Origin of the sequence: Bacillus cereus group sp. N14 (assembly GCF_016483555.1) — a bacterium.
Lineage (GTDB): Bacteria > Bacillota > Bacilli > Bacillales > Bacillaceae_G > Bacillus_A > Bacillus_A wiedmannii.
Map to the genome: position 1 here is coordinate 24,222 of NZ_JAEHBQ010000026.1, position 25,232 is coordinate 49,453.

A 25,232-nucleotide genomic window follows, 5' to 3' on the forward strand; every position below is an offset into this window, starting at 1 on the left:
TTTATTTTTCATTCAAATAAGGCCGATCATATTGTAATCTTTTTAAATTTTAGGAGGCATTACCATGACATTAACAGGTAAAGTAAAATGGTTTAACAGCGAAAAAGGTTTCGGTTTCATCGAAGTTGCAGACGGTAACGACGTATTCGTTCACTTCTCAGCTATCACTGGCGACGGCTTCAAATCACTTGACGAAGGTCAAGAAGTTAGCTTCGAAGTTGAAGACGGTAACCGTGGACCTCAAGCTAAAAACGTTGTAAAGCTATAATTCAAACAATAAAAAGGTTGTTACCAGCTCGGTTAACAACCTTTTTAATATATAACTAAAATTTTTTACATAAAAGGAGTGGTTATATGTATCGCAATCGAAAGAACGATGTAGCTGAAGTACCACCAGAACAAACCCCTGTCTGGGAATGTGAATCAGAGGATTGTTTAGGATGGATGAGAAAGAATTTTTCATTTGAAGAAGAGCCTAAATGCCCTTTATGTAAAAGTAGCATGAAAAGCGGAGAACGTTTATTACCTAAAATAGGTTAATTTTCACTTAACCCCTCTTTTATAAGAGGGTTTTTTTATTATAAATTTATCCCGCTTTAATGGGCAGTAAGACCCCCACCTCAAAATTCAGCGAAAGCAAAGAATTTAGGTGGGGGATCAACTGCCCATAAAAGTCCGATTGGTTCAACTAATAATCAGTGGGGGATGAAGAAAACCCCCACTGATTAAAGTTTCACTTTATATCCTCTACATCCGTTCGAACTATAGAATACAATAGTGCATCATGTTGCTTATTTCCTTGATGAATATATCCACGTAATAACCCTTCCTTATGAAAGCCTATTTTAGATAACATTTTACAAGAAGTAACATTTTCAGGGTATGTAATAGCTCCAATTCTAAATAAGCCTAAATCTCGAAATCCATAATGAATAATTTCTCGAGCCGCTTCTGACGCATAACCATTCCCCCAATAACGAGGATGTAAGTCATATCCAATTTCAGATCGTTTACTCCATAGTTGTAAATTATTTAATCCAATTGTACCCACTAAAGTATTTGTTTCTTTTAATACAATCCCCCATCGTATTGCCTTTTTCTCAAAGTAATTTTTTGAAAAAGATTCAATCATACGTGAAGCTTGTCCAAACTCCGTAAAAGAATTCATACCGTAATAACACGTTACTTCATCCAATGAAAAGATTTCATATATTTTTTGACAATAAGATTGTTCTATTTCAACTAAACGCAAACGTTCTGTTTCTAATATAGGAAACGCCACAGGATCACTCCTTTCTTTCTACTCATTTATTATAGCAGAAAAAGTATTTATAATTAGGAAAGTCCTCAATGTCCCATTTATCAAATATTTCTAGAGAAGCTTATCCTCTTAATTCAATACGAACTAAAAATAACCCTTCTTGCTTTTGCATGATTAGAAAAAATAAAGAGGTGATCAAAATACTATGATCATCTCTTTACACTCTAGTTTTAAAATTAATTGTATTATTTTCATTTCCATCACTCCGCTCGTAATAAGATGTCTTATACTTTCGATTCCTTGCTCACTTTTCCCCGCTAAAACAACACCCTCCCCCATACATTCATGGTAAAATATAGTTAAAATATGTTTTTTATGGAGGTGTATATTTTCTATGTATATATTCATCAGTTTATCCCTCTTACTCATATTACTCATATTTTTATTTGCAAAAAAGTTCGCCCCAAATTCATTCATGATGACTAGTTTTAAAGGTAATAGCTTTATGACATTTTCAATCGGCATGTTAATCGCTTCCACTCTTTCGCTTTCATATGGAATCTATCACGCAGCAACCTATCAACCTAAACATTTAGATATCACATTACAAAATCAAAACTTTACTGTTTTCGGTAATGTCGGAGAGCTTGGATATTTCTCAGAAGTATTACTAAAGAAAGATACAGAAGTTGAACTACATTTTGCCTCTTGGGAAGTAATGCAATTAAATAATCCAGAAATAATAGTTAACTATCCTTCGGGTAAACAGGAAACATGGAAACCGAACATAACATCACTTCCAGCCAATAAATTAAAAGAGAAACATGGCATAAAAGAGCTTTATCAACTCTCATCCTATTCATTTAAAGAATCTGGGAACATAGCATTAACGATTACTGAGAATAATACAACTAATAAAAAAATTTCAATTCAAGTGAAATAAATAAAACGTCCCTCCAATATACTGGAGGGACATTTTATTTATTTATACTATGTTAGTTTGACGATTCATTTAATGTTGCAATTATTTCATTTGCAGTGTTCTTCCCATTTCCAATACACGCACCAATTCCGACACCGTAATATGAAGCTCCAGCTAAGTATACATTAGGATAAAGATCCGTCATTTTTTCTTGTAATATTTGAACAGCTTGATTATGTTCTAAATGATATTTCGGCATTAAATCTTTCCAATTTGTAACTTCAACTACTTCTGGTTTCCCTTTAACCCCCAGGCTCTTTTCAATATCATATAAAGCGACTTGTACCAATTCTTCTTCACTATAATTTTTAATCGTTGCATATACTGGATTTGTACTCTTATAAAACATTCTTACTAATAGCTTTTGTTTTCCCGATGTATGCTTCCACTTCCGGCTTGTCCATGTACACGCATCACAATGTAAATCACTGTTTTCCGTTACGATAAATCCTGTGCCGTCCGCCGGTAATTGTTCATCAAGTATATCAAATCCTAAGTAAATACTTATAAGAGATGAGTTTTTAAATGTATGAAACTGCTCGTTTAACTCATTAGACTGTAATAAAGTTTCTGCGATATCATGCGGAGCTGCTAAAACAACATAATCAGCTTGGATTGATTCATGATTTGCAAAGGAGATTTCATAGCGATCACCTTGTTTCCTTACAGCAGTCGTTACAGCGCCTTTCTTAACGACTGTCTCAGTCAGCATTTCTTCTAAACGATCAATAATCGTAGATAGTCCACCTTTAAATGATACGAACTTTTTGTTTCCTGCTGATTGAAACTGTTTTTTATTCTCTTCAAAACCTTTAATAATACTTCCATATTTATTTTTATAATCCAGTAAATACGGTAATGTCGATGCCATAGTAAGTTCATTCAATTTACCGGAATATACTCCTGAAAGCACCGGAGCAATTTGTCTTTCCACTAACTCTTTCCCTAAAAAGCTTTCTAAAAATACAGCAAGTGAAGTATCTTTTGTAAACTCTTTATTTTTCGTTATAAAATCTTTTAAAGCAACAATTTTCCCTTTCGTTGATACTAGCGTACTGCTAAACAAAGACTCCACACTCATCGGTATCCCAAATATAGTGTCAGATGGAATTGGGTGTAAAGTATTATCAGAATGTATGTAAGAAATACCCGTTTCGTTATATACCATTTCTTCTTCTAAATTCAAATCTTTTACAAGCGGCATAACATGTTCATTACGAGCAACGATAGAATCCGCTCCTGATTCCATAATAAAATCCTTTTCTTCTACACTATGGATTTTACCACCTAAGTACTCTTCTTTTTCTACAAGGATTAAATTTAAATCGATATTATTATCCTTTTTTAATTTTTCTAAATAAAACATAGTAGAAAGTCCCGTTATACCTCCACCGATAACAACAACTGTTTTCATATGTGCTGCGCTCCTAACCGATACAATTAATAATTCCTTTATTATTATACCCAAAAGTCCTTATATTCGACTAGCAGCTTGTGCATTCTGTAAGAAATTAGACAATATATTCGAATATATTTCTGGTTGATCGTTATGCACTAAATGACCAGCAAACGGAATAACAGCAATATAAATATTATCGTTTAATTGTTTGAACATTGTAGTAGCTGTAACTTCATCTTCTGCATCTCCCCCAGCAATACAAAGTGTAGGTATTTGAAGATTAGCTACATCACCTGTTTCATCAAATGGGTACCAATCTTTAACTTGCCACGATTCAAGTAATGCTTTCCAGTCACTTTTCTCATGAATTTCATTCATATACGTTACAACTTCTTTATTTTCCATCAATTCCTGATGACACTTTGCTTCATACTCCTGAGACTCTTCCCAATTTTCTCTCTTAACCGGAAAAATACCTGAAAAAGTTAATGTTCTCACTTTATCTGGATATTTTTTTGCAAATAATAAAGCGACTAATCCTCCTAGTGAAACACCAGCTATATGACATCTATCAATTTGTAAATGTACTAACGTATCATGTAAATCCTTTACAGATCGTAGGAAATAATTCTCCAACGTCCCCCCTGATCTTCCATGTCCTCTTAAATCAGGACGAATGATTTGATAGTTTCTTTCTCGAAAAAATGCTACCTGCTCTTCATACTCTACTAAACCTGTCATTCCACCAGAGTGTAAAAGCATAATTGGTTCCCCTTCGCCTGAAATGTGCGTATGTAATATCATATATCTCCCTCCTTCAAAACAGAATATTCTATCTATTATCAGTATATAGAATATACATCTGAATTTCCAAATAAAAAAGAACTATAACATTTTCAAATCATGCCATAGTTCTTTTTATTTTAAAAACATAAAGTAATTAATCAATTTGTCTATTTCTTGACTTAATGCCAATACTTTTTCATGTTGAATTCCGTAATCCGATACTAAATATAAAAGTTCTTCTTTCTTTATTTCAATGACTTTTTCCAATTTCACTAATTCCATGTCGTTTTACTTCTCTCTCCAATACTAAAATATATGTATTTTAGTATAGCCTATTTACATAATTAGTAAAAGTAAAATAAGCATGTAAAATCTTACAAATAAAAAAATAATATACTATCAACAAAAAAATTTAAATTTAACCCTTTATACAGATCATTAGACTTCATTATGTATTAATAACAAATCGGAATTTCTCTAATGTAATATCTTTATATTCTGGAGCTCTCTTTATATGATCAAAATAACTATATGAGAATTTAAAAACATGCCCGAAATCCCAATCAAACGCACTATAGTCTTTTAGCCAAAATTGATTTTCTGTTGGTAATACATAAGCACGTTTTGATTCGATTAAAGGTAAACGATCTATAGGTGAGTGCAAGTTAATTTCAGTATTCGGCATAAGATATTGACTAGCACGTAACACGTATACTAGTTTTAACAGTGGACGTATCCCTCGTTGGAATATATCTCTATGCCCTAAATCATACATAATATTAATTGCATGAGAAAAAGTAAGCAAATGACCAATTAAATCATGATGCGCTTCCGCTCTATAAATAATATTAAATTGCGAGAGCTCCTTTAAAATAAACTTAGATAATTGTTTCGGATTTTTGAATTCACTTTCTATCTCATCGTTTATACTTAATTGTTTTACTTCCTTCGTCGTAAAACCAATCCACGATCTACCAGGAATTGTTTTTCGAAACGATAATATAAGGTTAGTAATCCCTTCAATTGCTTGATTATTCCCCCATTTTTGTAACTCTTTTATAGCTAATAAACTTAATGCAGCATAAATGACATTATGCCCCACCCAATGAAGTTCATCAATTGTATGCTCCAATGATTTTATAATCCGTTTTTCAGCACTTTGAAAATCAATTTCTTCTTTACTATCGATGATTTCACCTAAGTTTTGATTGTTCAACATCATTTTTGATTGGGAATACATACTATGAGTGATCTCTTCTTCCATATTGTTATCTTTCATGAAAAAATAACTAGCAATTGCAGCTGCTCCGAAATGCGCATGCCAAATATCATTTGTTTGTTTTTTACACTGAGAAATAATTGAAAGACCATCTCTTAAAACAGTTTTATTTTCCATCTATTTTTCCCCCGTAATAAAAATCACTTAATACTCATCCTAAAGATGGTGTCAATACAAATAAAATATGATTGGATTCATCACTTTTATTCAAAAAGCGATGTTTCACATTTGGCGGAATACGTACAACATCGCCTTCTTCTAAAAAATATTCTTTTCCTTCTAACTCCACATACACTTCTCCTTTCATAACAACAGCAATCTCTTCTTTATCTTCATGTGAATAGTGACTTTCCGTTGTGTTTGCTTGTTTATTTAAATCCATCATTAGCATTTCAATACGTGCTTTCATAAAATCCGGTGTTAATACATCATATACAATGTGATCATTATTTTCTCGATATACTTTTTTTCGATCTTTTTTCTTAGAAATGAGTGAATCTGTATCAATCTCATTAATAAAAAGTGTAAATAGCGGTACATTTAATGCTTTCGCAATTAATTCCAATACACTTAAAGAAGGATTCGCATATCCTCGTTCAATTTGACTAATTAGTGAAGTACTAATTCCTGCATAATTAGCAAATTCACGAATTGTCATATTATTTTTCTTACGATAACTTAATACAGTTTGTCCGAGTCTATCATGTATCATAGTAAAACCTTCCTTTCGTTCATCATATTGCATATTTCGTTGTCTTTGTGCTGACATAGTAAACAAAGGCAAATAATCCTTTCCTATCGCCTTAAGGACTTATATACTTACCTTTGTACATTATATCGTATTAATTTTATTATAATAAACATTGTATCGGAGGGACAAACTGTGAAATCGCCTATTCTTTCATATTGCATCTTATTTTTCGGCGTATTCGCCCTATCAACTTCAGCAATTTTCGTAAAATTGGCAGATGCTCCTGCGGCTATCATTGCTTTTTATCGATTATTCTTTGCTGCACTGATTCTATTACCGTTATTACTATTTAATAAAAATAATCGTAACGAGCTAAAAACAGTAACAAGAAGACAATGGGGATTCGGATTCATATCCGGGCTATTTTTAGCTGCACATTATGTACTATGGTTTGAATCATTACAATATACTTCTGTAGCGAGTTCTACAGTTATCGTAACGTTACAACCTTTATTTTCAATGATTGGTGGTTACTTTCTATTTAAAGAGAGATTTACGAAAGGAGCGGTTATTGGTTGCCTCATCGCTATTTCAGGAAGTATCGTCATCGGATGGCAAGACTTCCAAATTAGCGGAGAAGCATTATACGGAGATATTTTAGCCTTTATTGCGGCCGGAATTATTACCACTTACTTTTTCATTAGCCAACATGTTCGTAAAGATTTATTACTTATTCCGTATTCGGTAATTAGTTATGGAAGTAGCGCCTGTTTTCTCGGTATATTTGCCTACATGCAGCAAGAATCTTTCATCCATTACTCTACACAAACTTGGTTGTGCTTTATTGGCTTAGCTTTCATTGCAACGATTTTAGGTCAAACGATATTCAATTGGTTACTAAAATGGATGAGCGCTACTGTTATTTCTATGAGTATTTTAGGAGAAACGATTGGAACTTGTATACTAGCGTACTTTATATTAAATGAGACTATTTCTTTTCAACAAGGACTAGGCATTACAGTTATTTTTATTGGCTTAGCATTATTTTTAGTGCAACCAAAACTGCCTAACAACAACTAACAAATAAAAAGCATGACAGTATAATGTCATGCTTTTCACTATCTATTATGTATGATTAAACCATCAGGTCTAAAACGACTCATCATAATTTCATTAATAAACTTTCCGTGAGCCTTCAAATTCCCTACTTTTATTCCCTCTTCTACAAATCCAAATTTTTCATATAGAGATTTCGCTTTCGGATTCGTTGCTAAAACACCAAGCTCTACTCGCTCTAACATTAACCAATTATCAGCTAAATCAAGCATTTTTGTAAGAAGCGCTTTCCCAATGCCTTTATTATGATATTCACTATCTACCCCCATAAACAAATCACCCGAATGAGATCTGCGTCCTGGGCTTTGGGTTAACCCAACAAATCCAACAACTTCTCCATCATACTCTGCAACAAATTCAAATTGATTTGGCGCTAAATTACGAATTCTATTTTCCATCGCATCTACACGCATACTAGGTAAGAAAACCATATAAGGTAAAACATCATCTTGTATGCATATACGATGAATTGCTCTAGCATCTTGTATTTCTACCGCTCTTAGTTTAATCTCCATATTTTCTCCCCTCCATATTCATAACAATACATTTATTCTTCTAGACCCCTGGTTGAAACCCCTTTCCTTCTATATTTCTTTATGTTATTTTTACACAATTATTTCGGTGTAATATCCAAATTACGACCAGCTTATCTACATAGTGATGCGGGTTAATTTTTCACTTTATTATATAACTCAAGCAGATTTTCAATTGGAATACCATTTATTTTCATACCAGTTATATCACAATTTTCTATTTCCATATTTTTTAGATTACTATTACTTATCGTACTACCTTCCAAATCACATCTATTAAATGAAATAGGAAGTTTATCTTCTCCAAGGCTTGTATCTTTAAAATGAACTCCACCTAAAGTCACAAAAGAAAATTTACTACCGGAAAGATTTAAATCTGCATATAAAGAACTTTTTAAATTTATATTTCTAAACTTTGATTGACTTACATTACAATTACTCATCTTCATATTCATCATATTGCTACCAACAAAGGAACTGTTTTTTAAATTCACTTGATAATACTCTGTATTTGCTAGATTACAGTTTTCATATTGGCTATTTTTCATATCATTATTTTTAATCAGTTTCTCTTTAGCTGACTCTACAGTTATTCTTTTTACATAACAATACTCATCTTCAGATTTAAAAATTATTTCATAGCCCATTTTTTTATAAAAATGATGATTATTAATTTGTCTACTGGATGTTTCGAGATCCCAAATCCTTATGCTTGGATATTCCTCTTCTATTAATTTAATAACATGTGATCCAATTCCTTTTCCTTGATAATCAGGATCTACAAAAATACGATCAATTCGACCGTATGACTTACCAGAGATCGTAACTATAATTCCCCCGATTATTTCTTTATCCATTATCACATTAAAAGAATCGAGTTCTTCAATCGAATATTTCATCATTTCAACTGAAGAATAGCCTGGTGGTTGGATGTTATAGTCAATGACATCACCTTGATCGCTTAGCCAATGTTTTGCTTCTTCATTAAATGTTCGTGTCATTATTTCTGTTAACTTTTCAGCATCTAAAATTGTAGCTTTTTCTATAGATATTATTGTCATTTTTGTTTTCTCCTTCATTGTTACAAGATAATAAGTTTTGCGAACCGTATAGTTATAAAATAAAGAAAATTAAAATCAATCACTTCATTTACTATTAAACTACAAATCAACCTATATTTTCCACTGTTACTTAGTATTAATGAATAAAAAAGAGAACATGCAATATAAACATGTTCTCTTCTTTTATTTATTTTTAATTGTATATTATTAAAAATTAGATATTACTTTAGCCACTCGTTGCAACTATTACTTAACTCCTGTAAATCCTCTATAAATCGACTCGCATGATACCCATCACAAACCGAATGATGGACTTGCAATGAAACTGGTAGTATAACCTTATTCTCTTCAGTGAAATATTTTCCACAAGTTATTATCGGTAATAGAAAATCACCATCATTATTAATATTTAGATTAAATCCAGTAAAACTAGCCCAAGGTATACTAGAAATAGGAAAAGCATTTGGCGGAATATTCTCTTTCGTGAAAAGACCATGAACATTAGCATAGCATCTCATATCTTCTTCATAATTTTTATAGAAAATGTGGAAATCACTAGAATAATCCGTCCATATACTTGAAAAAGATTTATCATCTTTATGGAAGATTGTATAACTTGGTGTCATTTCCTCCCAATAACCTAAAACTCCTTCATCATTAAAACATGTTCGAAATTCTTTATGATTATTTAATACTCTAGAAATTAAATATATAAAAACGGGATAAAATTTTATTCCCTTTTGATTTAATTCCTTTAATAACCTCGTAATATCAACATTCACAGTCATACTAAACGTACATTTCAACTTTAAATAATGTTCAAAATACTGCTCTCTATTCCAATTTTCTCTGTCAATTATATGAAACCTCATTGTAATAGCCTCCTAAAATTTCATTTTATTTTAGAAGGCTAACTTTCTTGTTCTCACCACAACTTTTCACTCCTTACAATTTAAATTTATCCTCAAGTTTTTATTTAATTATATAACATCTGCAAAAATCCATTCACATATTTCTTGGAATCCAACCACATACTATTAATAAATCAACTGACGTTTGGAGGATTCAAACATGAATGACAAAAATGTAAATAAAAAAGATAATGCTATCGCAAACAATACACCTATTCAAAATAATAATACTGTAAACCTTAATGTAGAAGAACAAGCAATGAATGGCTTATACGGAATGCCAGAAACTGCTATTGAAGATGCTGATCATGCTGTAACTGATGATTTGACTTCAAAAAATTAATAAACTACATAGAAGAAAGCCAAGGAAAGTATCCTTGGCTTTCTTAACTATGCATCCACCTTTTGTACTTCTTCACTTTTTCTTGAAAGTTTTCCTGGCCAAAAAGCAAAGCGTCCTAAAACGACCGTAATCGCAGGTACAAGTAATGGTCTAACAATAAAGGTATCTAGTAGTACACCAATTGCAGTTACGATACCAAATTGAACAAGAACTTGAATTGGAAGTGTACCTAACACTGCAAAAGTTCCTGCTAAAATTAAACCTGCTGATGTAATGACACTACCTGTTTGTATAACGCCATTTTTTACTGCATCCAAGTGATTTTGTGTCTTTCTGTTTTTCCATATTTCAGAAACCATAAAGATATTATAATCTTCACCTAAAGCAACTAGAAATACGAATGCATACAACGGTATCGCACCTTGAATGGCTGGCGCTCCCATACCATAATGAAGTAATAGCCATCCTGCTCCTAGTGCCGAGAAGAACGATAATACAACAGTTACAATTAAATAAATCATCGCGACAATAGATCGTAAGTAAACAAGTAATAATAAAGCTATAATACTAATCATTACTGGAATGATAACTGCTTCATCACGTTCCGTAATTTGTTTTGTGTCATATAGTGACGCTGTTTCTCCACCAATCCACAATTGATCTTCAACATTATTAATCCCAGCATCTTTTAATACTTTTTCTACACTACTTTTCAATTTAGGGATTTGATCTAACGCTTCAATTGAGTATGGATTTTCAGCTAAAGAAACCTCATACATTTGTATTTGCTTATTTTCTTTACCCTCTTTTGGGTCTTTTACTGTATTTACAAAAGAAAATTTCTCTAGTTCTTCTTTAATAGGAAGCTCTTTTCCTTTCGTATCAACAACAACTTTTACTTGTGCTAGTTCCCCAGCTGAAAAATGATCACTAATTAACGTAAACCCTTCACGTGAAGGCATATCTTTCGGAAATGATTCTAATAAGTCATATGTGTATTGAATACGTGGTACAAATGAAGCCAATCCACTTAAAACAAATACAGTGAGCATAATTATTGTCCACGGTCTTCGTACTACAACATCTCCAAGTTTTTCACTAAAGGCACCTTTTGATTTTTTAACTTTTACGACTTTCTTTTTCTTTCTTGCAAATTCCTCATTCATTGAAGTTGTTCTCGGTATAAATGGGAAGAATGCAGTTCTACCGAAAATTAATAATAACGCTGGTAAAATTGTTAAAGCAGCAATTCCCATTATGAATACAGCAACACTAAATGGTACCGCAAATCGATGAAAGGCACCGTAATGAGCGAGTAATAATGTTCCTAATCCAAGTACAACAGTTAACGCACTCATTATAATTGCTCCGCCAGAAGCTTTAATTGCAAGTTGCAATGCTTTATATTTACTTTCTTCCTCTAGCAAGTACTCTCTATATCTCGAAATTAAAAATAGACAATAGTCCGTTCCAGCACCAAACAATAATACTGTCATAATTGATATCGCTTGGGCATCTACTTTAATCCATCCGTGATCAGCTAAAAAACCGAGTGTAGGACTAATAATACCGTATGCAAAGCCCACAACAAGTAAAGGTAAAATTGCTAAAATTGGTGAACGGTACAGTAAAATTAATAGGACTAATACGAGTAGTACAGTGGCAATTAATAATTTCACATCTGCTTGACTAAATAAACTAACTGCATCTGTTTGAATGCCTACAGGTCCAGATAATCGAACATGTAAACCAGAATCACTTATTTTTTGTTTAAATGGATCTTCATCGACCTTACTATTCACTATGTTTCTTAAATCATCAAGATTTCCTTTTAATATATCTGTTCCAGCAGCCTTGTTAAAGAATACTGGTGTAACAAATGATGTACCATCTTTTGATGCACTTTTTGATAATACTTGTTCCGGAATTGTATCAAATGGTGGTAACGTTGATTGTTCCTTTAAAGGACTGGCCTTTAATTCTTTATAAACGTCTTGTATGAGTTTATAATCCTGTGACTGTAATCCACCATCTCTATACCATACTACTAACAAAGGATTTCCTGCATTATTCGGAAACTCTTTTTTCATAAGTGCTTCCGCTTGCTGCGACATAGCTGTTTCAGGTAAATTTTTCGGATTCGGTTCTTTCGTACTGTTTACTTGTGGCAATGTAAATGAAAGTAATAATGTAATAAGAATCCAAACCGATAAAGTTATCCACTGTGTATGCTTCCCTGCTACAAGCCTCCCTAACATATGTAACGGGTGCTTTTTCATAAAAACCCACCTTCCTTTTTTCCTCTAACATTAATTATATATACTGGTTGGTTAATTAATCAAGAATGAATAAAACTTTGTGTTATAATTATCTCAACAATACATGTCAGGAGCGAATGGATTTGGAACAAAAACAACGTCCTCTCGGAAGGCCTCGTCAAAATAAAAATACAAAATCTACAAAAGAAACCATTTTGGAAGTTGCAACTCGACTATTTCTTACTCAAAATTATCAAGTCGTTTCCATGGATGAAGTTGCAAAAGTTTGTGGTGTTACGAAAGCAACCGTCTACTATTACTATTCAACAAAAGCAGATTTATTTACCGCTACTATGATTCAAATGATGGTACGTATACGCGAAAATATGTCTCAAATCCTTTCTACAAATAAGACTTTAAAAGAAAGATTATTGGACTTCGCTAAAGTCTACTTACACGCAACGATGGATATTGATATGAAGAATTTTATGAAAGATGCAAAACTATCATTATCTGAAGAACAATTGAAACAATTAAAAAATGCTGAAGACAACATGTATGAAGTATTAGAAAAAGCACTTGATAATGCAATGCAAATTGGAGAAATCCCAAGAGGAAACGCTACGTTTGCGGCTCATGCATTCGTATCTTTATTATCAATTGGGAATTTTAAAGATGAAAATCACAATCCTATTCTTACAAATATAGATGAATTAGCCCAAGAAATCGTTTCTTTTTATTGGAACGGGTTAGGCCGTTAATCTTAAATAGATTTCATTTAATAAAAGAGCATGTTTGAATTTTTTTCAAACATGCTCTTTTATTATTTATTAACTATTAATTAGATTATACTTCAGCACAGTTTAACAAAAAATTCCTCTTCAACTTTTACAAATTTTGAATTTGAATCTTTATATTCTCCTTACTTAATCCCCCATGATAACAAACTACCGATTCAATATCTAGATTTGAATACCTCTTTAAAGACTGCTGTGATTCCTTAACATTTAAAGTTGTTGGGGCATGAATTCCTCCTAACTTTCCATTCACACTATACATCGAGTCTCCTGCAATAAGGGTTTTACTTTGTTTCAAATATAAACTAATATGACCTGGAGTGTGTCCTGGGGTATGTAGAATTAGTATCCCACCGCAATACGGAAGTTCTTGCCCATCTATCACCGTATTACTAACTTTTCCTTTTGGTGGATTCTCTACATTTCCATCTTTCAATAAAGGTAACTCTCCCTCAATATATGGCTTATCTAGCTCGTGCGCATAAACTTTAATATCGCTTACACCATTCTCCAATAAATCAGGAAGGCTACCTATATGATCTAAATCCTGATGTGTCAAAATCACAACTTTTAGCTTATCAAAAGATACCCCAACTTTCTCCATCTCTATTTGTATATCTTCAAATTGTCCAGGGAAACCAGTATCTATTAACACTGCCATTTCATCATCCCATAAAAGAATTGGGTGAATAATAAATTCTTGAAACTCAAGTTGTAACATTTCTACCCCTTTAGCAATCTCCATATAGTCCGTCTCCTTTATGATGAAGTTTGAAAATATGCACAACTACACCGAAAATATAAAGCCACACTATCTTTTAATAGTTTTTGTCATCCCAATAGAGAATGCCTCAAACCCTATAGATTCATAATAAGATTGCAATTTTTTTACACACATAAGTTGGGGAATAACCTTGTTTTGTTCACAGTGCTGGATTAATCTTTCTACTATTTCTTTTCCAATACCAATGGACTGATACTCTGGCAATACACAAACACCACAAATAACGCCAGTTATTACGCCATCTGATATAATACGCCCCATCCCTACTAACTTCTTATCATCAAAAGCATAAATTGCATACCAACTTTGTTTACACATTTGTTCTAACTCGTTAACCGTTAATTGAAGAGAATTCCATCCTAAAGATTCATATAAGACTAATAATTCATTGAAATCTGTCGGGTGTTCCATTGTGTAATTTATACTATTATTCATGTAAATACTCCTTATCCTATCGTTTGTTTGTATTTCATAAAATTACCTTTAACAAACTTCCATAAGAACAAAATAACTCCTTCTCAACATAAAATAAAAAGAAGTTAACCTCACATCAGTTAACTTCTTTTATATAAATCTATCATTATTTTATCAACCAAAAATCATACAACTGCAGACGATAAGAACAAACAAAACTAATAAACTATTTGAGAAATAACCCATAGAATACTACCCCTTTATTTCATTATGTAAAAGATTTTAACATAAAATTATTTACAACATAATAACTGAAAAAGACATTGCATGCATTAGTTACGTATGTTTAGTAATATTTTGTTTTTGGTCATATTCTTCTTGCCTAAAGCCACTTCTTATACTCCTATATTTAAGTTCATATAACCTCAAAACAATATAAATAAAGAAGACCTCGACATATCGATCTCTGCTTTTCAACTATGCTAATTGCTAATTCATGTTTTTTTATTGAATAGATATAAAACTTTCACAAACAGGGCATATAAGTAAGGCATTCTCTACTGCATAAATATTTAATCAGATCATTAACACCTTTCCTTTATATTTTTTAAATCTCATCCCCAGTTATTTTAATAGATTTCTTATTCGAAAAAAGATTTTTAAAAATTCCTATCCCTATAATTAATAGACCTATACCAACTAATTTATTTATTTGTAATGGAATTCTCTCCATTCCAAATAATCCAAATGTATCAATACATAACGCAACTACTAATTGAGTTATGAGACTAATGAGCACCGTATATGCTGGACCTAAGCTCTTTATTGCACCCATTATACAAATAATTAATCCGATACCAAACAACCCACTTACATAAAACAAATAATTTGTAGTGTAAAAATTAACACTTATACTTTTCTCTGTAATGATATAAAATAGCACTGAACTTATAAGACCTATTCCAAGAACACATGTAGTTGTTAACCACTGCCCTACATTTTCATTCACTTTCGTATTAAAAACAGATTGTAAGCTAATTAATATTCCTGCTAATATAGCTAAACTAAATCCAATCAAAATCTTCCTCTCCCTTTCATTACTCATAAATATTATCTTTAGCAACTTCCTTCATTTTAAAAAAGTCTTTAATTACAATAACTCCATTTCTCTTTTCAATTAATTTTTCTTTATAAAATTTTTGTAACACCCGGATTACGTGCCGATAACTTACTCCTATAAAATCCGCAATACTTGATATCGAAGTTGCATCCAAATCTTTTTTATACATATTCCCATTACTATCAGTAGAAATAGAAAGTAAATAACTAGCTACACGTACTTCTACTGGATAAAGTAAATTAAGTGCTGTAAAACGAGTCGATATTTTTAATGTGTTTGCAATGTTTTCAAGCAAGAAGTTCATAAATATAGGATCATGTAATAACTTATTTCTAATTACAGCATGAGAAATAGAGATGGCTATAACATCTGAACAAGCTTCAACGACATTATGCGCTTTGCTATTTTGTATGAATTCAATATCACCAACAACCGCCAATGGATTGATAAAACGAAGGATCAGTTTCTTCCCCTCTGGTGTAATCGTATAAACTTTTACTTTACCTTTAACAACAAAATATAAACGATCCATTGCGTCATCTATATTACATATAAACTTACCTTTATCAAAATGATTTACTTGAAAATAAGCTGTATCTATCTCTGAAAAAATTTCAAGCATTTTATTAGTTTTCAAATAATGGATAATTAAATCTGATTTATTCTCCATTTTCATTTCCTCCTTTCATTTACATATTAAATATAACAATACCTATAATCATTACTATTGTTCCCACAATATGATATCTCTCCATCTGTATCTTTTTTATTTGAAATAATCCCTTCATTTCAATTAGAGTTGCTGTTAATAATTGAGCAACCATGAGTGTTCCAGCTGTTAACGTAACTCCCATTGAATATATTGATATTGTTTCTGCACAAATAATTAACCCACCAAGTGCACCAGCTACTAAATATATTTTTTTCACATCCTTTAAATCTGCTACTTTCTCTTCTTTCTTTAACAAAAATACAGTTGTAGCAATAAAGAATCCAATTAAATGCGTAATAATACTCGTTGACCATATACCGATATGTGAACTAAGTTTTGCATTAAATGTACCTTGAAGTGTAATAAATACGCCAGCTAAAATAGCAAATACAACGCCTTTCAAAAAATCATCTCCTAATCTTCTATTTCTGACTTAATTAAAAGCTATAATCCTATAAAGGCAAAAGGACAAATGTCACATCAGTATGAAAATAACTCCGAGTGAACATTAAAAAACACATCTCAAAAAATTTGAGATGTGTTTTATTCTAATATAAAGTTTTATCGTTTTTATCTACGCTATATTAACGGTTTTATTCTTCAAAACAAACTTTCCAAATAAAAAACGCACAAGTGGCCCCATAATAATTAATTGTAATGGATACGCCATAATGAAGTTTTTAATAAAAATTGAGAAATACATTGAAACGAATGATTCACCATGCAACCCATTATGCAAATACATCATAGCCATTCCGTAAAAAGACATAAAGAAAACCATTCCGATTACCATAGCTGTCGCCATCGTAACTATAATATTTATTTTCTTCGATTTATCAAACGGTAACATGAATACAAGTTTTTTCGCACAAGGTCCAACGATACATATTTCAATTAATAATGCAATAATGAATCCAATTATTAGTTCTAATGCGATCTCCTTAATATGAATTGGCCCTCCTGCTCCATTCAGTAATAAATTATAAAACGTCATTACAATAACCATTCCAAGGCACATCATCATACCAAATTGGAGGTTTTCCTTTCTTGTTGTTGGCAATTTTTATCATCCTTTCTCTTTGAGTCTTTGTCATTATATCGATTGTGGAAACCTCTTCGTAAGTGAACATTTTGTGAACAAATTTAAAGCGTTATCATATATTTTCTTTACTTTCTGCTCAAATCCTTACTTTCATTTATAAAGGTTTTATATATCTCAATGTTGAATTATTAAATTTAACTTTGTAATACCTGATAGTTACTACTAGGAGGATAACCATGGATAAACAAGAGTTTTACACATATCACATCGTAACAAGGAAAAAAATGAATATTGGACAAATCATTCATTTTGATAAAAATCAAACGAATACCCTATATCGGTTCTTTTTTGAAAGAGAACAATTAAATTCTAGTGGTGAAGATGGCATAAAAATTATAAATAACCACTATAAAAATGAAGAATTACATATAAAGAATGAAAATGCTAAAGTAGTTATGAGTTATATCGATCAAACAATTAGAGCCGTTAGAGAAACGATTGTAGAAATGGTTAGACTACAAGAATTTCCTGAATACCCTTCAAGATTATCTTGTTTATATGCTGCAAAGAGCTATGAAGATGCTTTAAAATGGAAAGCATTATTTGATTCTTACAATCGAGAAGTTTTGCAGATTGTTAAACTACGAGTAATTGGACATTGTTTTGAAGGTGACGGAAATCTTTTACCGAAAGAAGATGGTATTCCTTTCTCTCAAAAAATTGAACAAGCAAGAGGGTATTGGAAAGGAACTGTAAATAATGAACTTCCGGAATTACTAATCAATGGAAAAATTGAAGTGGTGGAAATCATTGATGATTTTTCCACAATTCATATTTAATTCCTAACTAAATCATATAGGATGGAGATTACAATGATGAAAAAAGTGTACTTCAATCATGATGGTGGTGTAGATGATTTTATTTCACTATTTTTATTACTCCAAATGGATAATGTCAAACTTACAGGTGTTTCAGTTATCCCAGCAGATTGCTATTTGGAACCAGCAATCTCAGCAAGTCGCAAAATTATTGATCGCTTCGGCAAAGAAAATATTGAAGTAGCCGCATCAAATTCCCGTGCGAAAAATCCATTTCCAAAAGACTGGCGGATGCATGCATTTTATGTAGATGCTTTACCCATTTTAAATGAGTCTGGAAAAGTTGTAACACCCGTAGCAGAAAAACCTGCACATCATCATTTAATTGAAACCCTACTACAAACTGAAGAGAAAATAACTTTATTATTTACAGGGCCTCTTACCGATTTAGCCCGTGCACTATATGAAGCACCTGTAATCGAGGGGAAAATTGAGCGCCTTGTTTGGATGGGAGGAACATTTCGTACTGCCGGCAATGTACATGAACCAGAACATGATGGAACAGCTGAGTGGAATTCGTTTTGGGATCCTGAAGCAGTAGCTCGTGTGTGGGAATCAAAAATTAAAATCGACTTAGTAACGCTAGAAAGTACAAACCAGGTTCCATTAACTATAGACATACGTGAACATTGGGCAAAAGAGCGAAAATATATTGGTATTGATTTCCTTGGTCAATGCTATGCAATGGTTCCTCCCCTCGTTCATTTCTCAACTAACTCTACTTACTATTTGTGGGATGTATTAACTGCTGCGTTTGTCGGAAACACTAGCCTTGCAAAATCACAAACGATTAATAGTATTGTTCATACATATGGACCTAGCCAGGGGCGTACAGTTGAAACAGTAAATGGAAGATCTGTAAATGTAGTATACGATGTAAACCACAATGGATTTTTCAACTATATAACTGAATTAGCGAAGAAAGCTTCCACTTAAAACCTTATTTATATGAAAATAAAATGATACTACTTCAGGCAATGAGCTAACAAAAATTCAGAAATTGGTTGGAACTTAATATTTAACTATTGAAAAGAGTATTGAATTAAATTTCAATACTCTTTTTGTGCAGTTTAATTATATTTGATTAGTTTAGTGTCTTACTGATTATTCATTTCATAACCATTTACAAAAAACGTTATTGTTTCTAGTTCATCTTCATTTAATTCTCTATCTATGTCTCGTTTATACGCTGCCCTTATCTTCTCCTCATCACCTTTATGATTTTCCGTATACGTTCCTACTGTTTTCAGCAAATGCATTTCTTGTAAAAACTCATCCCGATTTATAGCTGTCCCATGAGAAAGAATATATGTCTCAGCATCAAATTTCTCTAATTCACCTATTAATTTAGACGTTCGTCTCGTCGTATAGTTCCACTTCGAAGAAAAAATATCTGCATATATACAGTCTCCTAAAAACAATATCTTCTCTTCTTTTATGTACATAACAACAGAGTCATGTGCATGATCTCCGCCTACATGTTTTAACACGCATGTCACTTCACCAAGGTCTAATTCAAGTTGATCCTGGAACGTTAAGGTCGGAGGAATAATTTTAATATTTCTTTGTTCTTCATTGAACTCTTTTTTAATACAATCCGCACAAAATTCTATTTCAGTACCCTCTTTTACGCGTGCGTCCAATGCTTCATCTGTCCATTCATAAGATACTAGTTTCTGCATCTCTTTTTTCGTTTCAGCATGCGCAATAGTTAATGCATTTTGTAATACAGGCAATCCAAAAATATGATCCCAATGCCAATGCGTTAATGCTACGAAATCAGGACTTGATACATTTTGTTCTTTTAGCATTTCTAAAAATAATTGTGTATGTGCTTCTGAATTCCCTGCATCAATCATTAAAGCTTTTTCTTGTCCAACGACCATTCCTAATATAGGTCTATCTGTTTCAGAAACAGGTGTCATATACCAAAATGAGTTTCCTATTTTTTTAATTTGTTGCATGATAAGTTCCTCCATTTACTACTATTCTCTTCAATTTATACTACTTATAAATTTCTTCCATCTAACATACTAACTATTTCACTTTATTCATATATTGCTCTTGTACATGCTGCATCAAATCTCTCATCTTCTTTTCAGCAGGATGTTCCTGGTTCTCAGGTACCTCTCTACCATTGGCTGAAAATTCTTGAGAACATGCTGTACGAGTTACTTCTAAGTTTGCAAGTGGGAATTCCCATGAATTTTCGGTCCTACTTCCAGTTGAAGCAAGGCGTATACAGCTAGAATCAAGCTTCGTACGCTTCCCTTCTTTATTTACTGTGTAATATATATCATTCACTGTACCATATTTCATATTTTGTGTAGATGTCACAGCAGTACCGTCAGCTGAGAAAGTAACAACACTAAATCCATCTTCTTCTTGTAACGTCTCAGCACCAGGTACATTATATAAAACAATTAAATCCCCTTCATATTCTTCAGGAATTACGTAAATTGTATCTGTAGTTTCTTTACCAAAACTGATACATCCACTTAAAAATAACATTAATATGATTCCGAAACAAAATGTACTTTTCTTTACAACGTAATAAATTCTTCTATCCATTTACATACGCATCCCAATCATAATCTTCAATCTTATAAAATCTACCTTCATCATTTCTTTCATATGCACATAAAGGTGGTTCCTCAAGAAATTCTAAAATAGAATCATCTATATTCAATATGACTCCAACTGAAATAACTTGAAAGTTTTTATGATCATTTACATAGTCATCACTTTCATAGCCACTTAAAATTGACCAACCAGAGTCACTTTCTTCTCTTGAATCCTCTTTAAGCATAAAATTAAATTCTCTTCTTTCAAGAACATCATTACTAACAATTACCTTCGTATCAAAATAAAAATCCCAATCTTTTGAAGCTGGATCGTTATATTCCGTATCACATATATTTTCAATTCCAAATGAAATTTTATCACCTATTTTTAAATTTAAACGATACGGATCATTGTTCAATTTCCCTACAAACTTCTTCTCGTTTCTTTCAGTAATTTCAACCCACATTCTCTCACCATGAAACCCATCTTCTTCCTCATTTTTAGATACAAAAATTAGTTTTACCAAATCTCCAACCTTTAATTTCTCCAACACTTCTGAACTAGGAAGGTAAAATGTATATGGCGCTTCTTTATTTAATTCATAAACATTATCTAAGTACCAAGACATCTTTTTCTCTCCTTATAAGCTTTTTACACTCATATTTTTAAAATAACACTATTTTTTCTTCCGACAAACTACTACCATAGAATAGCAATCTTCCCATAACTCATTTCCTTCCCAATCATTATATATATGTAATAATTCAAAACCATTCACTACTAATAATCTTTCTAACTCCCGTGGATACGTATAGCGAAGATCAATCGTTGTTTTCAGTTCTTCTACTTGCACATCACCCCCATAAAACTTTCTTGTTGTTATGTAGTGCTGTATTTGCTGAGTTGAATCGTATGTCATTTCAGTATATAAATCACATTTTCTTCCCTTTTCATCACTAATAGTTGTCCAGTATTCTTCTGTAGATGGTTGTATTAATTCTTCTTTAGAAGGAAAACGTGTATCAAATATTAATATACCATTATCAGCTAACACATGATGTATAGATGTTAATAACTTATTTTGATCTGTATTCGTAAGAAAATGCTGAAATCCATGGCCAACCATAAATGCTAACGGAATCGTTTCTTCAATCTTTAATTGTAAACAGTCTTGTTGTAGCCATTTTACTTTTTTATACTCCGTAGATTTTCTCTTTGCTTCAGCAAGCATGCCTTCATGTATATCTACACCAATCATTTGATATCCGTTTTCTATGAATGGAAGTGTAACTCTTCCTGTCCCGCAGGCAATGTCTAAAACCCATTCATTTTGTATATTTAGTTTTTGTGCCCATGATAGTAAGAACGGAAAATCTGACAAACTTTTATTTTCTATATCATATCGTTTTGGGTTTTCGTATTCGGATAGACTCCATTTTGTATGCAAACTTATTCCCCATTTCATTTTCCACTTAAATTTAATATATAAATTATAACTAATTATCAGTTTTTTCTCCATAATCAAACATAATTACTTGGACTAATCTAACTTTACTTTTCGTAAGCTAAAAATAAGTGGAAGAATCGGAGTGTGATACTATGGAACGATTATGGATTCCTATGATAGTTACATTTTTTTCATTCGGTGGATTACTATTAGGCGGTGCTGTTGGCATCGCTACGCGCCAGCTAATTGAGGAAAAAATGCATCGTTTATACGCATTATGTGGCGGAATTTTACTTGGCCTATTATCCCTTGAAATTATTCCTGAAACCTTTACAAGCTATGAAATAATTGGGCCTATACTTGGTATAGCTATCGGTATTTTAGTTATGAGCTTATTAGATAACTATTGTCATCATCCAATGATCCATAAAAAAGATCAACAAGCATGGCAAACTTTCCTTTTCCTCTCTTTCGCTATATTTATTCATAATTTGCCGAGTGGATTTGCTTTAGGTACAGCATTTATAAATCATAATGACTCTGCCATTCCTTTCTTACTTGCGATTGTAATTCACCATATTCCAGAAGGATTAGCTTTAATTATCCCCTTCCTCTTTACAAAGCATAAATATATTTCATTTTTATTAACAACTTTATTACTTTCTCTTATTCTTGGTACTGGTACGGTTTTTGGCATTTTGATGGAAGGAAAAGCTTTACATTTACAAGGGCTTATTATGGGAAGTGCTATCGGTTCACTTGGCTATGTAACAATTCATGAAATGCTTTGGAAAGCTAAGAAACAGCTCTCTTTCCTTACATTTTCAACATGGACTACTAGCGGTTTTTTCCTAATAATAGTGTTTACTCTATTAGCTGGACACCACTAAATTAAACGAAAAAAGATAGCTGAAAACGATTTGTCTTCAGCTATCTTTTTTTTATTTTTGTACCTCTCTATAGAAAGAAAAATCATTCACGGTATGTTGTACTTGTTTCTCTTCCTTCATTTCTTTATCCTTACTCTTAGGCATTCTTGCATTTCCTAGTTTAATCGCATCTTGCATGCTATTACTGATTAGATTGCCTGACAAGATCGTCATACTATAGAAAGCAATTGGTATAAGTACAATCCATGTATGTGTAGTTAAATGGCGGAAGTTTTGACCAATTAGACCAGTCCATTCTTTTGTTACACTATCTGCATCTAATCCAAATAATATCGTTCCTCCAAAAAACAACTTAAGTATTCCAAGATGCAAAAGAAGTAATAGTACACTCACAAATTGTTGAGCTACTAATAAAAGAAATGATGGTAACATATGCGGCCATATATGGCGCCTCAACCTCTGCCACTTACTTCCGCCGAGCACAGTGGCTGCCAACATAAATTCTTCCTTCTTAATACGCTTGACTTCTTGCGCTACATACAACATAACCGTTGGTACAGCAAGGCATACAAGTACTATAATTTGAAATGCCACACGCAAATACAACGGCACAACTTCCGCTCCACTATCAAACGTTAAAACTTCATTTAACATAAAATAAGAAATCATAACCATCGGTACAATACTAAAAGGATCAAAAAATGATGAAATAACTGGAAAAGAACGTTTACCATACATACCAAGAAGTAAACCAATTCCCCCTCCAACTATAACTCGTAAAATCGCTATAATTATACTCGCTCCAACTGTCCATTTCGCGCCTTCTATTATTAATTGAACAAGGTCGCGGCCTTTCACATCACTTCCAAACCAAAATTTACCCGATGGTGAAAATGGAGCTGCCTCTAGTTCCCCTTTTTCGTTATACATCATCGTAAGTTCGCGAATATTCCCATCAAAAAACACCGTATATCCAATACTAACAATCATTAGTACACTCAAAAAAGTAATACCTATCCAAAATCTCACATCTCTTTTTACAACTTGCCACATATTACACACGCTCCTTTATAACATTTTGTAAAAGCGTATGTAATATACGAAATAGTATAAAAAGCGGCACGTATAATATAACTAGACTCACTGTAAATATTTCTAATTTAGAATTTTCTTTTACAAAAACAAACATTCCATATGTATTGAAAATCCATTCGATAATATATAAATTTGAAAGCATAAATAAAATATTTGTTTTCGCATAATAAATTGTCGTCAATAAAACATTTCTTGAAATATGATGTGTCAAAATATGCCGTAAGCTTAGCCCCTTACTCTTAGCAAACAAACTATATTCTTTCTCTAATTCTTCTTTAAATCGTAATAACAAAAGTTTAATAAACAATAATGTTGTTGGTACGGTAAGACATATAATCGGTAACAAACGTATCCTTTCTTCCCCTAATCCTGAAAGCTTGATTGGCATAAAGCCAGTCTTTTGAAAAAGAATTACGACAAGAAGTTGTGATGATAAAATAAGTAGTATATCCGGTATACTCTCAAGCGTAAGGAAAATCCCATTCCACATTTTCTGCTTTATATGAGAACGTTGCAATACCCAAACGACAAGTATATACGCTATAAGCAAAGATAGTAAAAACGCTGAGAGAAATACAATCATCGTTTCAATATAATGAATCCAAATTTGCGGAAATAATTTTCTTGAGTCCCGAAATCCATATGTAATTTCACCCGGTTGTAGTAACTTCCCTCCAAGAAATACAATCGTGTTCCAAAAACCGATTAAATCAATTTGCAGTCCCTTAAATAAACGCGGTAGCGCACCTAGGCAGATTATACATAAGATTGCAGCTACTAGTTGTAAACAAGTAATCCCACACCATTTAACAATTCGCATCAACATAACGATTTCTCCTTACTAGCCGATAGAATATTCAGAAATCAA

At 32.2% G+C, this 25,232-nt stretch carries 31 protein-coding genes; 9 read left to right on the top strand and 22 right to left on the bottom strand.

Annotation, left to right across the window (positions count from 1 at the left end; translation table 11 throughout):
• The first annotated feature begins 64 nt into the window (after window positions 1-64).
• Entirely contained in the window at window positions 65-268 is a 204-nt protein-coding gene (gene cspD / locus JDS82_RS25265) for a cold-shock protein CspD (RefSeq protein ID WP_000176365.1), read from the top strand.
• Between the two features lie 86 nt (window positions 269-354).
• Window positions 355-540 carry a cold-shock protein gene (locus JDS82_RS25270; protein ID WP_000286202.1) on the top strand — a complete coding sequence of 62 codons (186 nt, stop codon included), beginning with the start codon at window positions 355-357 and terminating at the stop codon, window positions 538-540.
• Window positions 541-733: 193 nt separating this feature from the next.
• Here JDS82_RS25270 and JDS82_RS25275 read toward each other — a convergent pair whose 3' ends face one another.
• Complete coding sequence (locus JDS82_RS25275; RefSeq protein ID WP_000885384.1) at window positions 734-1,282, bottom strand: GNAT family N-acetyltransferase; 549 nt, start codon at window positions 1,280-1,282, stop codon at window positions 734-736.
• A gap of 373 nt (window positions 1,283-1,655) precedes the next feature.
• Between JDS82_RS25275 and JDS82_RS25280 the strand changes: the two genes are divergently transcribed.
• Window positions 1,656-2,204, top strand: a complete 549-nt coding sequence (locus JDS82_RS25280) for a hypothetical protein (RefSeq protein WP_002108316.1) — start codon at window positions 1,656-1,658, stop codon at window positions 2,202-2,204.
• A 52-nt stretch (window positions 2,205-2,256) separates the two neighbouring features.
• Here the strand turns inward: JDS82_RS25280 and JDS82_RS25285 are convergent, their stop codons facing one another.
• From JDS82_RS25285 to JDS82_RS25305, 5 genes are all read right to left on the bottom strand, one after another.
• Window positions 2,257-3,657: a protoporphyrinogen oxidase gene (locus tag JDS82_RS25285; RefSeq protein ID WP_061672484.1), complete on the bottom strand. Its 1,401-nt coding sequence runs from the start codon at window positions 3,655-3,657 to the stop codon at window positions 2,257-2,259.
• A gap of 60 nt (window positions 3,658-3,717) precedes the next feature.
• Window positions 3,718-4,446, bottom strand: coding sequence for an alpha/beta fold hydrolase (locus JDS82_RS25290; protein ID WP_000600638.1), 729 nt, complete (start codon window positions 4,444-4,446; stop codon window positions 3,718-3,720).
• Between the two features lie 114 nt (window positions 4,447-4,560).
• A complete protein-coding gene (locus JDS82_RS25295) occupies window positions 4,561-4,710 on the bottom strand; it encodes an aspartyl-phosphate phosphatase Spo0E family protein (RefSeq protein WP_000424361.1) in 150 nt (49 codons plus the stop codon).
• A gap of 166 nt (window positions 4,711-4,876) precedes the next feature.
• The gene (locus tag JDS82_RS25300) at window positions 4,877-5,824 is read right to left on the bottom strand and encodes a hypothetical protein (RefSeq protein WP_000428951.1); all 948 of its coding nucleotides are present in this window, start codon (window positions 5,822-5,824) and stop codon (window positions 4,877-4,879) included.
• Window positions 5,825-5,858: 34 nt separating this feature from the next.
• Window positions 5,859-6,419 (bottom strand): helix-turn-helix domain-containing protein, encoded by a 561-nt coding sequence (locus JDS82_RS25305; protein ID WP_000581042.1) that lies wholly within the window; start codon window positions 6,417-6,419, stop codon window positions 5,859-5,861.
• 171 nt (window positions 6,420-6,590) lie between these two features.
• Here JDS82_RS25305 and JDS82_RS25310 point away from each other — a divergent pair, with 171 nt between their 5' ends.
• On the top strand, window positions 6,591-7,478 hold the full coding sequence (locus tag JDS82_RS25310; RefSeq protein WP_199714137.1) for a DMT family transporter: 888 nt from the start codon (window positions 6,591-6,593) through the stop codon (window positions 7,476-7,478).
• Between the two features lie 38 nt (window positions 7,479-7,516).
• On the opposite strand, the gene JDS82_RS25315 is transcribed toward JDS82_RS25310, so the two are convergent.
• The 3 genes from JDS82_RS25315 to catA all read right to left on the bottom strand — a co-directional run bounded on the left by JDS82_RS25315 (window position 7,517) and on the right by catA (window position 9,980).
• A complete protein-coding gene (locus tag JDS82_RS25315) occupies window positions 7,517-8,029 on the bottom strand; it encodes a GNAT family N-acetyltransferase (protein ID WP_000403554.1) in 513 nt (170 codons plus the stop codon).
• Window positions 8,030-8,181: 152 nt separating this feature from the next.
• Window positions 8,182-9,108, bottom strand: coding sequence for a GNAT family N-acetyltransferase (locus JDS82_RS25320; RefSeq protein ID WP_064056535.1), 927 nt, complete (start codon window positions 9,106-9,108; stop codon window positions 8,182-8,184).
• Window positions 9,109-9,329: 221 nt separating this feature from the next.
• Window positions 9,330-9,980: a type A chloramphenicol O-acetyltransferase gene (gene catA, locus JDS82_RS25325; protein ID WP_001210946.1), complete on the bottom strand. Its 651-nt coding sequence runs from the start codon at window positions 9,978-9,980 to the stop codon at window positions 9,330-9,332.
• A gap of 199 nt (window positions 9,981-10,179) precedes the next feature.
• On the opposite strand from catA, the gene JDS82_RS25330 reads away from it, so the two are divergent.
• Window positions 10,180-10,362: a DUF4021 domain-containing protein gene (locus JDS82_RS25330; RefSeq protein ID WP_000998381.1), complete on the top strand. Its 183-nt coding sequence runs from the start codon at window positions 10,180-10,182 to the stop codon at window positions 10,360-10,362.
• A 47-nt stretch (window positions 10,363-10,409) separates the two neighbouring features.
• Here JDS82_RS25330 and JDS82_RS25335 read toward each other — a convergent pair whose 3' ends face one another.
• The gene (locus JDS82_RS25335; RefSeq protein WP_048566435.1) at window positions 10,410-12,641 is read right to left on the bottom strand and encodes an MMPL family transporter; all 2,232 of its coding nucleotides are present in this window, start codon (window positions 12,639-12,641) and stop codon (window positions 10,410-10,412) included.
• Window positions 12,642-12,757: 116 nt separating this feature from the next.
• Here JDS82_RS25335 and JDS82_RS25340 point away from each other — a divergent pair, with 116 nt between their 5' ends.
• On the top strand, window positions 12,758-13,381 hold the full coding sequence (locus JDS82_RS25340; RefSeq protein WP_074651059.1) for a TetR/AcrR family transcriptional regulator: 624 nt from the start codon (window positions 12,758-12,760) through the stop codon (window positions 13,379-13,381).
• A gap of 127 nt (window positions 13,382-13,508) precedes the next feature.
• Here JDS82_RS25340 and JDS82_RS25345 read toward each other — a convergent pair whose 3' ends face one another.
• The 6 genes from JDS82_RS25345 to JDS82_RS25370 form a co-directional block, all read right to left on the bottom strand.
• Window positions 13,509-14,162 carry an MBL fold metallo-hydrolase gene (locus JDS82_RS25345; RefSeq protein ID WP_048566437.1) on the bottom strand — a complete coding sequence of 218 codons (654 nt, stop codon included), beginning with the start codon at window positions 14,160-14,162 and terminating at the stop codon, window positions 13,509-13,511.
• A 66-nt stretch (window positions 14,163-14,228) separates the two neighbouring features.
• Window positions 14,229-14,636, bottom strand: a complete 408-nt coding sequence (locus tag JDS82_RS25350; protein ID WP_074651058.1) for a GNAT family N-acetyltransferase — start codon at window positions 14,634-14,636, stop codon at window positions 14,229-14,231.
• 586 nt (window positions 14,637-15,222) lie between these two features.
• Entirely contained in the window at window positions 15,223-15,693 is a 471-nt protein-coding gene (locus JDS82_RS25355) for a DMT family transporter (RefSeq protein WP_048563044.1), read from the bottom strand.
• 19 nt (window positions 15,694-15,712) lie between these two features.
• A complete protein-coding gene (locus JDS82_RS25360; protein ID WP_048563045.1) occupies window positions 15,713-16,405 on the bottom strand; it encodes a Crp/Fnr family transcriptional regulator in 693 nt (230 codons plus the stop codon).
• Window positions 16,406-16,424: 19 nt separating this feature from the next.
• On the bottom strand, window positions 16,425-16,850 hold the full coding sequence (locus tag JDS82_RS25365) for a DMT family transporter (protein WP_199714138.1): 426 nt from the start codon (window positions 16,848-16,850) through the stop codon (window positions 16,425-16,427).
• A 171-nt stretch (window positions 16,851-17,021) separates the two neighbouring features.
• Complete coding sequence (locus JDS82_RS25370; RefSeq protein WP_199714139.1) at window positions 17,022-17,507, bottom strand: DUF2798 domain-containing protein; 486 nt, start codon at window positions 17,505-17,507, stop codon at window positions 17,022-17,024.
• Between the two features lie 218 nt (window positions 17,508-17,725).
• On the opposite strand from JDS82_RS25370, the gene JDS82_RS25375 reads away from it, so the two are divergent.
• Together JDS82_RS25375 and JDS82_RS25380 are read left to right on the top strand one after the other, a co-directional pair.
• Complete coding sequence (locus JDS82_RS25375) at window positions 17,726-18,328, top strand: DUF2441 domain-containing protein (protein ID WP_088058443.1); 603 nt, start codon at window positions 17,726-17,728, stop codon at window positions 18,326-18,328.
• A gap of 21 nt (window positions 18,329-18,349) precedes the next feature.
• Window positions 18,350-19,303, top strand: a complete 954-nt coding sequence (locus JDS82_RS25380) for a nucleoside hydrolase (protein ID WP_199714140.1) — start codon at window positions 18,350-18,352, stop codon at window positions 19,301-19,303.
• Between the two features lie 161 nt (window positions 19,304-19,464).
• Here JDS82_RS25380 and JDS82_RS25385 read toward each other — a convergent pair whose 3' ends face one another.
• The 4 genes from JDS82_RS25385 to JDS82_RS25400 all read right to left on the bottom strand — a co-directional run bounded on the left by JDS82_RS25385 (window position 19,465) and on the right by JDS82_RS25400 (window position 22,397).
• Entirely contained in the window at window positions 19,465-20,331 is an 867-nt protein-coding gene (locus tag JDS82_RS25385; RefSeq protein ID WP_199714141.1) for an MBL fold metallo-hydrolase, read from the bottom strand.
• 73 nt (window positions 20,332-20,404) lie between these two features.
• Entirely contained in the window at window positions 20,405-20,938 is a 534-nt protein-coding gene (locus JDS82_RS25390; RefSeq protein WP_048563051.1) for a DUF6843 domain-containing protein, read from the bottom strand.
• Complete coding sequence (locus tag JDS82_RS25395) at window positions 20,931-21,560, bottom strand: immunity protein Imm33 domain-containing protein (protein ID WP_048563052.1); 630 nt, start codon at window positions 21,558-21,560, stop codon at window positions 20,931-20,933. Before JDS82_RS25395 ends, JDS82_RS25390 begins: the two co-directional genes overlap by 8 nt.
• Window positions 21,561-21,608: 48 nt before the next feature.
• Window positions 21,609-22,397: a class I SAM-dependent methyltransferase gene (locus JDS82_RS25400; protein ID WP_199714142.1), complete on the bottom strand. Its 789-nt coding sequence runs from the start codon at window positions 22,395-22,397 to the stop codon at window positions 21,609-21,611.
• Between the two features lie 134 nt (window positions 22,398-22,531).
• On the opposite strand from JDS82_RS25400, the gene JDS82_RS25405 reads away from it, so the two are divergent.
• A complete protein-coding gene (locus tag JDS82_RS25405; RefSeq protein WP_048563054.1) occupies window positions 22,532-23,269 on the top strand; it encodes a ZIP family metal transporter in 738 nt (245 codons plus the stop codon).
• Between the two features lie 51 nt (window positions 23,270-23,320).
• Here the strand turns inward: JDS82_RS25405 and JDS82_RS25410 are convergent, their stop codons facing one another.
• Window positions 23,321-24,322, bottom strand: coding sequence for an ABC transporter permease subunit (locus JDS82_RS25410; RefSeq protein ID WP_048563055.1), 1,002 nt, complete (start codon window positions 24,320-24,322; stop codon window positions 23,321-23,323).
• A gap of 1 nt (window position 24,323) precedes the next feature.
• Complete coding sequence (locus JDS82_RS25415; RefSeq protein WP_199714143.1) at window positions 24,324-25,190, bottom strand: ABC transporter permease subunit; 867 nt, start codon at window positions 25,188-25,190, stop codon at window positions 24,324-24,326.
• Window positions 25,191-25,232 lie beyond the last annotated feature (42 nt).